This is a genomic window from Flavobacteriales bacterium (genome assembly GCA_016712535.1).
GTDB lineage: Bacteria > Bacteroidota > Bacteroidia > Flavobacteriales_F > PHOS-HE28 > PHOS-HE28.
Genome location: JADJQW010000002.1, coordinates 257248 through 271280, shown reverse-complemented (window position 1 = coordinate 271280; position 14033 = coordinate 257248). Strand labels below are relative to the sequence as shown.

The 14033-nt window shown below is 57.5% G+C and carries 10 protein-coding genes; 9 read left to right on the top strand and 1 reads right to left on the bottom strand.

The genetic code is table 11. From position 1 onward, the window contains the following. Nucleotides 1-34: 34 nt before the first annotated feature. From IPK70_01100 to ybeY, 6 genes are all read left to right on the top strand, one after another. Entirely contained in the window at nt 35-1597 is a 1563-nt protein-coding gene (locus IPK70_01100) for a hypothetical protein (GenBank protein ID MBK8225755.1), read from the top strand. Nucleotides 1598-1655: 58 nt separating this feature from the next. Then, nucleotides 1656-2621 carry a glycosyltransferase family 2 protein gene (locus tag IPK70_01095; protein ID MBK8225754.1) on the top strand — a complete coding sequence of 322 codons (966 nt, stop codon included), beginning with the start codon at nt 1656-1658 and terminating at the stop codon, nt 2619-2621. A gap of 54 nt (nt 2622-2675) precedes the next feature. Next, on the top strand, nt 2676-4451 hold the full coding sequence (locus IPK70_01090) for a hypothetical protein (GenBank protein ID MBK8225753.1): 1776 nt from the start codon (nt 2676-2678) through the stop codon (nt 4449-4451). A gap of 93 nt (nt 4452-4544) precedes the next feature. Further along, complete coding sequence (locus tag IPK70_01085; protein ID MBK8225752.1) at nt 4545-7955, top strand: DUF4175 domain-containing protein; 3411 nt, start codon at nt 4545-4547, stop codon at nt 7953-7955. Nucleotides 7956-7960: 5 nt separating this feature from the next. After that, nucleotides 7961-8398, top strand: coding sequence for an ATP-binding protein (locus IPK70_01080; GenBank protein ID MBK8225751.1), 438 nt, complete (start codon nt 7961-7963; stop codon nt 8396-8398). A 7-nt stretch (nt 8399-8405) separates the two neighbouring features. Then, complete coding sequence (ybeY, locus tag IPK70_01075) at nt 8406-8822, top strand: rRNA maturation RNase YbeY (protein MBK8225750.1); 417 nt, start codon at nt 8406-8408, stop codon at nt 8820-8822. A gap of 10 nt (nt 8823-8832) precedes the next feature. On the opposite strand, the gene IPK70_01070 is transcribed toward ybeY, so the two are convergent. Continuing rightward, nucleotides 8833-9216 (bottom strand): hypothetical protein, encoded by a 384-nt coding sequence (locus IPK70_01070; GenBank protein MBK8225749.1) that lies wholly within the window; start codon nt 9214-9216, stop codon nt 8833-8835. Nucleotides 9217-9371: 155 nt separating this feature from the next. Between IPK70_01070 and mnmG the strand changes: the two genes are divergently transcribed. From mnmG to IPK70_01055, 3 genes are all read left to right on the top strand, one after another. Then, nucleotides 9372-11255, top strand: coding sequence for a tRNA uridine-5-carboxymethylaminomethyl(34) synthesis enzyme MnmG (mnmG, locus tag IPK70_01065; protein ID MBK8225748.1), 1884 nt, complete (start codon nt 9372-9374; stop codon nt 11253-11255). 188 nt (nt 11256-11443) lie between these two features. Continuing rightward, nucleotides 11444-12205: a class I SAM-dependent methyltransferase gene (locus IPK70_01060; protein ID MBK8225747.1), complete on the top strand. Its 762-nt coding sequence runs from the start codon at nt 11444-11446 to the stop codon at nt 12203-12205. Nucleotides 12206-12400: 195 nt separating this feature from the next. Beyond that, on the top strand, nt 12401-13960 hold the full coding sequence (locus tag IPK70_01055) for an aldehyde dehydrogenase family protein (GenBank protein ID MBK8225746.1): 1560 nt from the start codon (nt 12401-12403) through the stop codon (nt 13958-13960). Nucleotides 13961-14033 lie beyond the last annotated feature (73 nt).

Here is a 14033-nt window from a genome sequence, read left to right as displayed (position 1 = left end):
ACCGAATCAAGCCCATCCCGGCTACATTGGCCCTATGAAAAGAGCGCTCTTCGGTTTATTCGGGGGTTGCGTTGCAGCGGGCGCTATGGCTCAATGCGGTCCCTGCGCCATCGGCGACACCTGTACGGTTGACCCTCCATTCCCCGCGGTCTGCCCCTCCATAACACCCGTGGGCATCGTAGGCGTGCCATACGATTTGGATGTCACCTTCTGGATCCCCCCCTCCTTCCCCGAGCCTACTACGCAGCTGAACGTGGTGCTGCAGCAGGTCACGTTGATCAGCATGGAGAATGTGCCGCTCGGCCTTACTTACGAAGCCAACAGCCCAACACTGACCTATTTCCCGCAAACCGACCCCTTTGGCTGCGTTCGTGTATGCGGCATCCCAATGGTGGCAGGGAACGACACAATCCGACTCACGGCCATTGCCCAAGGCACCGCCGGCGGTATCGCCATCAATCAGAATTACACCCTGGGCATCCCGATCCAGGTTCTGCCCGCCGCTCAGGATACCCTGCCCGATTTCTCTTTCGCGCCTGATTCGCTGTGCGCACCCATGACCGTGTCATTCTCCGAAGCGCTTGGTGCAGCCGGCATGACTACGAGCTTCGATTGGGACTTCGGCAATGGCAGCACATTCTCCGGCAGCGCTCCTCCAGACCAGAACTATACCGATGGCGGTGATTTCCCGGCCACCCTTCAACGATCCTTTTCCGTGCCCATGTTGACGCAGATGGCCATTAGCAGCGTCTCAGACGCATGGTGCGGCGATTTGGATGAGCCGAACCTTCCAATTGTTGGCTGCGTGGGTCAGCCCGACCTGTATTTCACTTTGCAGGACGCGCGTCTTGCGCTCTGGCGGTCGGCAGTCGTGAACAATGTGCAGAGCACAGCCTGGAACAACCTCGCCATCCCGCTCGGGTTCCCGCCTTTCACCTTGCGCGTGTATGACAAGGACGAGATCAGTGCCGACGATCTGCTGAGCACCTTCGACATCACCAGCGCAACGGGCAGCGCTTCCTTCAGCCAAGGCGGCACGGCCGGGTCGCGGCAAGTGGAGGTGCAAACGGTGCTCACCACATCATTCACCGACACGGTGCGCGTATTCAGCGTGCCCGTAACCACGCTCTCATTAGACCTTGATGCGGGCACCCTTTGCGCCGAGGACCAATCCCTCGTTTCCTACGTATGGACGCTGAACGGCGATGTGGTCGCGGACGAGCAAGGACCGTGCGTGCCGGCGTCCAATGGCCTTTGGCAGGTGACCGGGATAAGCGCCGATGGATGCAGCAGCACGTCTGCCTTGCTGGTCGCGGGTGTTGGCATCACCGAACACGAATCGCCATCGGCCCTTCTGCTCTCACCCAACCCTTGCAGTGGGGTTGTGCGCCTGGCGCTCTCACGACCGATCAACGGAATTGCACTGGTCCGCGTACTTGATCTGCACGGGCGTGTTGTGCATTCAGCGCAAAGTCCGCTGAATAGTCAACAAGGGCTGCAGATTGATGTTCCCTCGCTTCGTTCGGGCGTGTACACCGTACACGTTGAATGCGCAGGGGCGCGAAGCCAGGCAAGCTTGGTCGTGGCGCCGCACTGAACAGCCGGGTGGCGGATTGAAGGCCTTCTCGAATATGCCGCCGCGCGTCACCGTTTTGATGACCTTGTACAACAAGGCCCCGTTCGTGGAGGAGGCGGTGAAGAGCGTGCTCGCCAGCAGCTACACCGACTTCGAATTGCTGGTATTGGACGATGCCAGCACGGACCGCGGCGCTGATCTGGTCCGGGCCGTAAGCGATCCGCGCATTCGATTGATCGTGCACGGGGAGAACCTTGGGCGCGCGCGCAACGCCAATCGGGGCCTTGCTGAATCAGCGGGCGAGTACGTGGCGATCCTCGATGCGGACGATATGATGCATGCAGATCGGTTGGCAAAGCAAGTGGCCTACATGGATGCGCATCCTCGGATAGGCGCTTGCGGCACCGCTGCGCAGCTGATAGGCGATCGCGATCGCGTAGCGGCCTGGCCGACCCGTGATGAAGTGGCGCGGGGCCAGATGCTCTTCGACGACCCCTTGCTGTATGGTTCGGCCATGTTCCGACGGAGCGTGATCGTAACGCATGGCCTTCAATGCCCAGAGGATTGGCGGGGTCCGGGCATGGATTACCTTTTTCTGCTCCGGGTAGCGGCAGTAACGGAAGTGGCGAATCTTCCAGAAGCGCTCACCCAATACCGCATCGGGGCGAATAACTTCCGGCATGGGCGGAACATGCTGGCCGATGCGGAGCGGATTGTCAAGGAGGCTTTGGGGTTCTTCGGTTTGAAGGCCGATCAGCAAGAGTTGCGATCGCACCTGGTGCTGTTGCGCAGGCTTGATCCTCCAGAGACCGTCGATGGGGTTCGGTCGTTGAATGCGTGGGCGGCGCGACTTATTGCCTTCAACCGAGAGGCGCAGGCTTTCCCGAAAGCCGTGTTCGAATCCCGCTTGCGTGCCGAGCTCGATCGCATCTTCTTCCTGCTCGCCGACCATGACCCTCGACTTGCCTGCAGGCATGCGCGTCTTTCAGGCGGATGGACCCTTGGCCGGCTACGCTATTACCTGGCGGCACGTTGGCGCACCTGAGCGAAGGCGCGGGTCTGTTTCATTCCGCTACCTTGCCTTCGCAACAACCCGCTCATGCTTCACATTGCACCATTGCGCTCACTGCTGCCTTTCGCGCTCCTCTTCGCGCTTGCTTCGGCCAGGGCCCAGTGCCCGGGCTGCACGCCCGATCTGAGCTGCACCATCTCTCCGGCCTTCCCGACGCTTTGTCCGGAGACCGCGCCTAACGCGACCGTCGGCCAGTACTATGAAGAGGACTTCACTTTCTGGATGCCGGCCAACTTCACCGACCCGGGCTCCGGGTTCGACGTGACCCTCCTCCAATTAACGGTCACCGGCGTTTCCGGCCTTCCTTTCGGATTGAGCTTCACAACGAACTCGCCCGATGGCGTGTATTACCCGCAGGACAATGAATTCGGCTGCGCGCGGATTTGCGGCACTCCATTCGGCGCTGGTGAGTTCCCGATTACCGTGAGCGTTGTGGCCCAGGTCACCGCCAGCGGCATCACCCTCGATGTACCTACTTCCTTCCCGATCACGCTCATCGTGCTTCCGGGGTCGGGCGGCAACACGAGCTTCAGCTTCACGCCCACCTCCGGTTGCGGCTCGGTCACGGCGAACTTCCAAGCACTGATCGATGGCAGCCCCTCTCCCACCGCTTATGCATGGGACTTCGGCAATGGCAGCACCAGCACGTTGGCTCAACCGCCAGCTCAGACCTTTTCTCCGGACGGCACCTATCAAGTGACCTTGCAGACAACGATCGGCGGCTACGTGCTGCAAACCGTGACGCTCACTGGCGTGAACGGCAACTGGTGCGGCGATGTCGAAGAACCTGACCTGCCAATCGTAGGCTGCACCGGTACGCCTGATCCCTATTTCGTGCTCACAAACGCCGGCGGCGGCGCCTATACCTCAAGCGCATTCACCGATGTATCCACCGGGCAGTGGACCAGTCTCGGATTGCTGCTCGATAACCCCCCATATTCCATCTCCTTTTACGACGAGGATGTGATCAGTGGCGATGACCTCTTGGGCACCTACAACATTCCGCTCACCAGCGAAGGCACATACTTCCTCAATGTGGCCGGCGGCACTACGGGCAGCATGGAAATCACCAATGAGCCGCAGCAAGTGTTCAATGACACGGCAGCAATCGTGGTTCATCCGCTGCCCAGTGTCGTGCTTGTTCAGAATGGCACCACGAGCGAGTTGTGCGCTACGGACCTTGCGCTCACGTCGTTCGTTTGGCTCCTCGATGGCCAAGTTGTGCCCAATGAGACCGGCCCGTGCTTGCTTCCCAGCGGACCCGGCGTTTGGCAGGTCGTCGGCTTCAATGGCTTCGGCTGCTCCGACACGAGCAATGCTATTGTGGTATGCCCTGTGTTCAGCGTCGCGCAGAACGGCAACGTCCTCTTCGTGCCCAGCGGGTATGTGAGCTATGCGTGGACATTCAATGGCGTCGCGATCGGGGAAAACACCGCATTCGTGTTCCTGCAGGGCGACGGGCTCTACGGGGTTACCGTGGATGCCGGCAATGGCTGCATCATCACCCTGTCGTTCTTGTGGGATACGACGAATATGCCGGATGCCGGAACCGAAGCCGGGCGCATGGAGGTTTTCCCCGTGCCGAGCGATGGGCTCTTCAATGTGGTGGCCGATGGTCTCCGATCGCCTTGGGTGAGCATTGAGGTGCTCGATCTTTCAGGCCGACTCCTGCACGCCGACCAGGCACAGGTCGTACAGGGCCGGCTGCAAGCTGCGCTCGCGCTCCGCTTAGCGGCCGGCACTTACAGCATCCGCATCGTCGATGGCGACCGGACCCTGTCCCGGCGCGCTATGGTCCGGTGATGATCATGCTCACAGGCGCGGGGCGAACCCCTATGTCACGGGCGTAGCTTTGCTCCGCAACAAGGTTCGCCACCGGGCGTTTCCCCAGCACCGATGCAAAGCGACTACCAACTGCTCATCGCCAAGCTCGATGCCTTCATCCGGAAGTACTACAAGGACCGGCTGATACGCGGCGCGCTATACGCCACAGGACTCTTGGCGAGCCTGTTCCTGGCAACGGCCCTGCTTGAGCATTTGGGCCATTTCGGCACTTCGCTGCGCACGTTGCTGTTCTGGGGCTTCGTGCTAAGCATGGGCTTGGTGCTGGGGCGATTCGTGGTGCAGCCATTGGTGATGCTCATGCGACTCGGGCCCATCATCTCCCACGAAGAGGCCGCTCGGATCATCGGCTCCCACTTCAGCGACGTTCGCGACAAGCTGTTGAACACCCTGCAGCTCCATGACCTGGCCGCCACCCTGCCGAATCGTCGCGAGCTCATCGAGGCCGCCATCGCGCAACGCAGCCGCGAATTGGGGCCGGTGAGCTTCGTGCGCGCAATCGACCTCCGTCGCAACCGTCGGTACTTGCGCTACGCAGCCCCCCCGCTTGCCTTGCTGTTCTTGCTGCTGTTCGCTGCGCCGAGCATCATAACCGGGCCCGCGCATCGAATACTCCGCCATGGAAGCGAGTTCCTCCCCGAGGCGCCCTTCCGGTTCGTCCTGCTCAATGATTCGCTGACCGTAGCCGAAGGCAAGGACTTCGAATTGCTGTTAGGCCTTGAGGGGGACCCGCTTCCGAGCCGGGTTGAAGTCGAAGCCAACGGTGCCGCAATCCCTATGGTCCAGCCATCTCCTGGGCGTTTCTCCCATCGTTTCCGCAATGTGCACAGCCAAATCGTGTTCAACTTCCGGGCAGATGGGTTCAAGAGCCGGGAATACACCTTGACACCGGAGCCCGCTCCATTGATCATCGGACTTAGCGCAAGCCTTGAGTACCCCGCTTACCTCGACCTCTCGACCGCGGAGGAACGCGTAGCCGGGGACATGACCGTTCCTGCAGGCACGCGCATCACCTGGCTTGCCACGGCTCAAAGCGCTGATGCACTTCACATGGAATTCGATGACACCACGCTCGTCTCTGCACCCCTGCCGACCGAGTCGGGCCAAGTCATTTTCAGCATGACACGGAGAATGATGCAAAGCCGCTCATTCGTGTTGCGGCCCATGCTAGAAAAACGTCACGGTGCCGAGCCCATGAGGCATAGGATCGAGGTTGTTCCGGACCTCCATCCGACCATCACGGTACAGTCCACTCAAGACTCGTCGGCCTTGCGGCGTTTGTACTTCAGCGGTGAGGCGGGCGATGATCACGGACTGAGGAAGCTGCTCTTCCATTATCGTTTCGTCGCGGGTGGCGATAGTGTTGCTGCGGAGAAACGACAGGGCAGCACTCCAATCGCCATCGACTCGCGGAGCGTGCGGCAGGCCTACTTCCATACCTGGGACCTGTATGACCTGAGCCTTTCCCCTGGAGATCGGATTGAACATTGGTTCGAAGTGTGGGATAATGATGGCGTGAATGGAAGCAAGAGCACCCGAACGGCCGTGCAGGTCTTTGCTGCGCCAACGCTTAAGGAGCTTTCCGAGCGCCAAGAGGCCCGAAGCGAGGAGAGCAAGGGGCGGTTGCGCGAGAGCATCAGCGAAGCACAGGACCTGCAGCAGGAGCTGGACAAACTGCGGCGCGACCTTTTGGAGAAGAAAGAGGCGGATTGGCAGGACAAGAATCGGCTTCAGCAGATCATGGAGCGCCAGAAGCTCCTTGAACAGCGCATCGAGGAATCTGTGGAACAGATGCGCCAGAGCCAGCAGGAAAACCGTGAATTCAGTCCGCCGGACGAGCGGCTTCTGGAGAAGCAGGAGCGCATCCAGGAGCTCTTCGAGAATGTGCTCAGTGAAGAAATGAAAGAACTCTACCGCAAGGTGGATGAGCTCATGCAGAAGCTGGACAAGGACCAGCTTCAAGAGCAGCTGCGGGAGATGAAGCTGGGGCAGGAAGACATCGAGAAAGAGCTCGACAGGGCTTTAGAGCTGTTCAAGCGCATGGAGGTGGAGCAAAAGGCCGAGGACATCACCAAGCGACTACAGGAACTTGCCGAGAAACAAGAGAAACTCGGCGAGGAGACCAAAGAGGAGAAGCGACCCGATGACGACCTGAAGCGTGAGCAAGAGGCCCTGAACGAGGAATTCAAGGAGCTGCGCAAGGACATGGACCAGCTCTCTGAGAAGAACAAGGACCTCGAGCAACCAATGAACCTGCCCGATACGGAAGCGCTCGAACAAGAAATCCAGGATCAGCAACAACGAAGCTCGGAGGACCTGGATCGAAAGCAGAGACAGAAAGCCTCGAACGGACAGAAGGGCGCGGCAGAGAAGATGGAGCAGCTTGCACACCAGATGGAGAGCGCCATGCAGGGGGGCGCACAAGAACAGCAAGAAGAGGACATGGACGCTCTAAGGCAGCTGCTAGAGAACATCCTACACCTGAGCTTCGGCCAAGAAGGCCTCATGGCCGATTTGACAGCGACCAATGTCCGCGACCCTCGGTGGGTGGGGCATGGCCGCACGCAGCGCAAGCTTCGGGACGACGCCAAAGTCATCGAGGATTCCCTCTTCGCACTAAGCAAGCGCGTGCCCCAGATCCAAAGCACCGTAAACAAGGAGATGAATGCGGTGAACGACAACATGGATGAGGCTCGACGGCTGATTGGTGAGGCTCGCGCCAACGAGCGATTCAAGCCGAGCGCAGCCGACAAGCAGCAACGCGCCATGACCTCCTTGAATAACCTGGCCCTATTGCTTGATGAGGCGCTCCAACAGATGATGCAGCAGATGAATGCTCAGAGCAAGCCCGGGAGCGGCAGCTGCAACAAGCCAGGGAAGAACCCAAGCGGACAAGCCGGTAATAAGCCAAGCATGTCGAAGGCGCGGGCTCAACAGCAAGCCATGCAGAAGCAGCTCGAAGAAATGCGGAAGGCCATGGAGCAGGGCAAGAAGCCAGGCGACCAGCGCGGCCAAGGAAGCCCCGGTTTGCCGGGGATGAGCCAACAACTCGCAAATCTCGCCGCTCAGCAAGCAGCCATTCGGAAGGAAATGCATCGAATCGCCCAAGAGCTCAATAAGGACGGCAGCGGGACCGGGAATGAGCTGAATAAGCTGGCTCAACAGATGGAGCAGCAAGAAAGGGACATCGTGAATAAGAGCATCACACCGGAGACGATGCGGCGCCAACAGGATCTCCTCGTTCGCCTCCTCGAGCACGAGAAGGCCGAACGAGAAAGAGAGCTCGACCAGAAGCGGACGAGCAACGAGGGTCGCGATGCACCGCCTCCGGATCCAAAGCGCGCATTCGAGCACCAGCGGCTTAAGTCCCGTGAGGCCGAACTGCTGAGAACGGTCCCGCCAGGGCTCAAGCCATATTACCGGGATCGCGTGAATGCCTATTTCGGTACCTTTGACCGACCCTGAACAGCATGCCCGCACTCACCGAAGCTCTGGCCTTCACCGAGCGCATCGAATTTCCCGCTAAGGCAGAGAATATCGCCGTAGCAGAAAGGCTCATTGACGAGGCCTGTTCCCGCTACAATGTGCACGAGAGCCTTTATGGGAACATACTCATTGCGCTAACCGAAGCCGTGAACAATGCTATTCATCACGGCAATGGATTAGACCCCTCAAAGATTGTCTCCCTCGGTTATGAGGCCCGAGAGCATCAGTTGGTCTTCGTCGTCTCAGACCAGGGTCCGGGTTTTGACCATCTGAACCTTCCGGATCCGACCGATCCTCAAAATCTCGAGAGGCCACATGGTCGAGGCGTCTTTCTGATGCGAGCCCTGGCTGATGAGGTCGAGTTTACAGACAACGGCGCCACTGCTGCGCTTGCGTTCAGCCTCATCCCAAGGAAGGATTAGCCCCGCAATGGGCCAAGTTCATTTCCTGGCGCGCGGTGTACCCAATATTTTCCGGGAACGCGCGCGGCTTCGCGAATGGTTGTTGCGCGTTGCCCAAGAGCATGGCCAAGACGTCCTGGAGTTGTCTTTCGTGCTCTTATCCGACGAGGCCCTGATGGAAATCAATCGCCGATTCTTGGGCCATGACGACTTTACTGATGTAATCACCTTTGACTTGAGCGGTGGGGTTGGGGTACGCGGCGAAGTGCTCATGAGCCTGCCGCGAATCCGCGATAACGCCAACGTGTACTGCGTTCCGCAACAACAAGAACTAAGGCGCGTGATGGTGCATGGCCTGTTACATCTCCTTGGGCATTCGGATAAGAAGCCCTCGGAACGCAAAGCCATGACCGCGTCAGAAGACGCCTGCTTGAGGCTGTACTAGATTCCTTCGCTCAGCGTTTCGCTTTTCGCTCCTCCACGATAGCGCTAGCGTTCTTCCGCACCATCTCGGCCTTCGCCACAACCTCGGTCCACTGAGAAGCGGCGCTGGGGTCATTAACCGTGGTAAGCATGCCCTCTAATTGCAAGAGCGATTGCTCCATACGTGCTTTCAATGCTGTTTGCTCTGCGGTCGCCTTTGTTGCGTCCGGGCCAATCTCTCTCCCCAAATGAGCGAGTTCACGACTAAGTGTGCCGTATGCTTCTTTAAGCCCCGCGCTAATGCTGGCAATCTCCGCGGTAGCGTTTGGCTGCTTCGAATCAATTGGCGTTTGCTGCTGAGCTTGGGCTCCTATGGCAAAGAGCGAAAGCGCGAAAGTGGCGATGAGGTTCTTCATGGTTTCTGGGTTGGGGCGTGAAGTTCTAGTTTTTCGGCGGTAGAGCCACCAATAGACGCGGCAATCTTGAATAATGGTTGCCTCGATTGCCAATAGAGCCCCTTGCTCCGCCTTTCTTTGCCTTGTGGGCCGGTATTGGCCCTTCCTGGAATAGTATGAACCTCGATTATGATGTGATTGTCGTGGGTGGTGGCCATGCCGGCTGCGAGGCCGCCGCCGCTGCAGCGAACCTGGGGTCGCATGTACTTCTTATTACGATGAACATGGGTGTTATCGGCCAAATGAGCTGCAATCCGGCCATGGGCGGAATTGCCAAGGGTCAGATAGTCAGGGAAATAGATGCCATTGGTGGCTATAGTGGAATCATTAGCGACAAGAGCGCCGTGCAATTCCGGATGCTCAACCGCAGTAAGGGTCCGGCCATGTGGAGCCCGCGAACACAAAACGATCGAGTACGATTCGCGTGGGAGTGGAGAAAGACTCTGGAGAGCTTACCGAACATTCATTTTATTCAAGATACGGTGGTCAGTCTTCTAACCACGGACAGCGACGCGCTGCGGATTGAAGGAGTGGTCACTGGAATGGGGTCCGCAATCCGCGCCCGTGCGGTTGTGCTTACCAGTGGGACCTTCATGAATGGTGTAATGCACATCGGCGAGAAACAGTTGGGTGGAGGGCGTGCTGGCGAAACCGCCAGCCATGGTATTACTGAGCAGCTTCGTGGTTTGGGCTTCAGGTCTGGCAGGATGAAGACCGGTACACCCCCGCGGATTGATGGTCGTAGCGTAGATTATGGACAACTGGAGGAACAACTCGGCGATAGTGAGCCGAGCAAATTCAGCTACTCGCCTACTACGAAACCCCTCGCGCGACAACTAAGTTGTTGGATGACCTATACCAATCCAGAGGTGCATGATATCCTGCGCGGTGGATTCGACCGAAGCCCTATGTTCAATGGCAGAATTAGCGGCATAGGCCCTCGGTATTGCCCGAGCATTGAGGATAAGATTGATCGATTCGCAGATAGAGACCGCCATCAGATATTCCTTGAGCCAGAGGGCTGGGATACTGTTGAGACTTATGTCAATGGTTTCAGCACAAGTCTGCCACAAGAGGTGCAGGTTGAAGCCTTACGCAAGGTCCCTGGCTTCGCGAATGCCCGGTTCTTCCGCCCAGGTTATGCGGTGGAGTACGACTACTTCCCCCCTACTCAATTGAATCTCACCCTGGAGACGAGGCTTGTGAAAGGCCTTTACTTCGCTGGACAGATAAATGGGACTACGGGTTACGAAGAGGCTGCGTGCCAAGGCTTGATGGCGGGCATCAATGCTCATTTGATGCTAAATGAATCTGGACCATTTGTCCTGAATCGCGATGAGGCGTATATCGGCGTTCTTATCGACGATCTTGTCACAAAGGGCACGGATGAGCCTTATAGAATGTTCACCAGCCGTGCGGAGTTCCGAATTCTTCTTAGGCAGGACAACGCAGATTTACGGCTTACCCCTCGGTCCCATGCCATTGGCTTGGCAGATGATTCGCGCATGAAGCGCGTTGAAAAGAAATTGCTTGGGGTCGGTGAGCTTTCAGCGGCACTGCGCCGTGAAAGCGCCGGTCCGGAAGAGGCGAATGAAGTGTTAGTTCCACGTGGAACAACGCCCCTTCGGCAGAAATCGAAACTCTACGATCTTTTGCTTCGGCCTCAGGTGCGCTTTGGTGATATTGAGCATCTCTCTCCTAAGCTCTCTGCCATCCAAAAGAAACTTGGAGACTTAGACTCAGAAGTTGTTGAGCAACTTGAGATTGAGGTTAAATACGAGGGGTACCTGAACCGAGAGCGTGAAGTCGCCCAGAAGATTGGGCGGTTCCATCATTTGCCATTAGAAACAGAATTGGATTACTCACTCTTTACTTCGCTATCCTTAGAAGCTCGTCAGAAACTGAATCAGTTGAAGCCCAGCACCATTGGTCAGGCGTCCAGGATAAGCGGTGTTTCACCGGCGGATTTGAACGTGCTATTAGTTTATCTAGGGCGCTAACCATCGCCCTGTTCCACGTGGAACTAAATGCTTCCATACCCGACGATTCGTGTCCCCTCTGTGGAAAACGAGAGCATGTCAATGCGCTTAATGTCTTAGACCATCATTTTACGAAAGAGGAATTTCACCTCGTCGACTGTACCTCGTGTGGGTTTCGCTCCACAAGCCCAAGACCACGCGGTGCCAACTTGTCCGCTTACTACGAGTCTAATGAATATATATCCCACGACGCGACGGGCCAAACCGCCCTTGCACGGGTTTATCGCGCTTTACGTTCAATCGCACTGCGTTCGAAATCATCTATTCTACGTGCCTATTCCCCCTCTGGCCATATATTGGATGTGGGTTGCGGGACGGGAGAGTTTTTGGCGCTCTTGGCCAAATCCAACTACTCTACATCGGGTGTTGAGCCGGGTCTTCGGGCGCGTGAAACAGCTATCCAATCACACAACCTAAAGGTCTACCCCTCCCTAGAGAGCATTCCAACCACCGTCAAGTTCCAAGCAATTACGCTCTGGCATGTGCTCGAGCATGTTCCAAATCTTCCACAGTCCATCCAACTATACCATGGCCTCCTTGAGAAGGGGGGGCATCTCCTAATAGCCGTCCCAAACAGGTTGTCCTGGGACGCAAAGCACTACGGAGCCGCTTGGGCCGCTTGGGACGTGCCCAGACATCTATGGCATTTCCGGAGGTCCGATGTCGTCGTTCTTTTATCCCGGCAAGGGTTCAGGCTGGTCGCAACCCGGCGAATGTGGTTTGACGCTTACTACATAGCCCTGTTAAGTGAGCGTTATCTGGGGCGCCCCTCTTGGTTGGCCTGGATACATGCGCTCTTGTTCGGGACGGTTTCCAATTTCATCTCCATCGTTACCGGCCAGCCGACCTCGAGTTCCTTGTTCATTGCCGAAAAGATTGATTTCGGCGGCTCTTCGGTCGATAGAAAGTAGAGCGCCTCCGTTGCTATTTCAGGACATACGACATCAAAGAATCGACCGGCGCGTAACCCGCTCACTTACCAGACCCATATACGCTTGATTTTTAGTTATTTACGTAGTTCATGTTTCGCCTGTGGCCCTTTGTACCAAGATTGCCGATAGGTCACCGAATCGACTTCTATTTTCGCCGCCCAAACCCCGAGGGCCATGAACACGACCGAACAACTAACGGACCGCATCCTCAATGTGCTTGATGATCTCGGCTTATCCAAAGAAAACAGAGGGGTTGCCACGGGCTTGAGCTGGTTTAATGGAGAGGGTGGAGCAATCCAGAGCTACAGTCCCGTAAGCGGTGCGCTCCTTGGAACAGTCCGAAGCGCGAGCCGGCTTGAATATGAACATGTGGTCACCACTGCATTACAGGGCTTCTCGGAATGGCGCACCTGGCCCGCACCTAAACGCGGGGAAATAGTTCGACAAATTGGCGATGAGCTACGCCAGAACAAGTCCGCCCTGGGCAGGCTGGTCAGCCATGAAATGGGAAAGAGCTATCAGGAAGGATTGGGCGAAGTGCAGGAGATGATTGACATCTGCGACTTCGCCGTAGGGCTTAGCCGACAGTTGCATGGACTTACCATGCACAGCGAGCGCCCGTTGCATCGGATGTATGAGCAATGGCATCCATACGGACTTGTTGGGGTAATAACCGCATTCAACTTCCCAGTTGCGGTATGGAGCTGGAATGCAGCCTTGGCTTGGATTTGTGGGGATGTTGTCATCTGGAAACCCAGCGAGAAGGCCCCGCTATGCAGCCTTGCGTGCCAGCACATCACGTCCAGGGTATTCAAGCGCAACGGTGTACCGGAAGGTGTCAGCTGCATTCTGAACGGCGGTCGTGAGGTCGGTGAGTGGATAAGTCGTGACCCGCGAATTCCCCTCGTTAGCGCGACGGGTAGTACGCGCATGGGCAAGGCGGTCGCTGCGGCTGTGGGTGAGCGACTAGGACGGTCGTTACTTGAGCTGGGCGGGAACAACGCGGTCATCATCAGCGATAAGGCAGATTTGGAAATGGCGCTGATCGGTAGTGTTTTCGGAGCTGTGGGAACAGCTGGTCAGCGCTGCACCAGCACGCGTCGCCTGATCATCCATGACGGTGTCTACGATGCATTCAAGCGGAAGCTCATAGCAGCGTACGAGCAATTGCGAATCGGCGATCCACTGGACGAGCGCAACCATATCGGCCCTCTGATAGACAAATCTGCAGTTGATGCTTACCTGAATGCATTGGGCGCTGCGAGAGAGCAGGGTGGCCGGTTCGCGATTGAAGGGGGGGTGCTCAACGGGAGCGGGTACGAGAGCGGCTGCTACGTTCGACCAGCAATTGTGGAGGCCACGCCAGAGATGGCGATCGTGCAGGAAGAAACCTTCGCTCCCATCTTGTACTTACTCCGTTACAGCGGCGACGTCAATGAGGCGATACGCATACAGAACAACGTGAAACAGGGCCTCAGCAGCGCTATCATGACCCTTGATGTACGTGAGGCAGAGCGCTTCTTGAGCGTTACCGGAAGCGATTGCGGCATCGCCAACGTGAATATCGGCACCAGTGGCGCGGAAATCGGGGGGGCGTTCGGCGGGGAGAAGGAAACCGGCGGCGGACGCGAGAGCGGCAGCGACGCTTGGAAAGTCTATATGCGCCGTCAGACCAATACCATCAATTACGGGACTACCCTGCCCTTGGCCCAGGGCATTCGGTTCGACATTTGAACCCAGCTCTCGGTTCTCGAACCCCTCTTGCCACTCATGCATTCGCTGCACCCGGGATCCCGCCTCCATATCT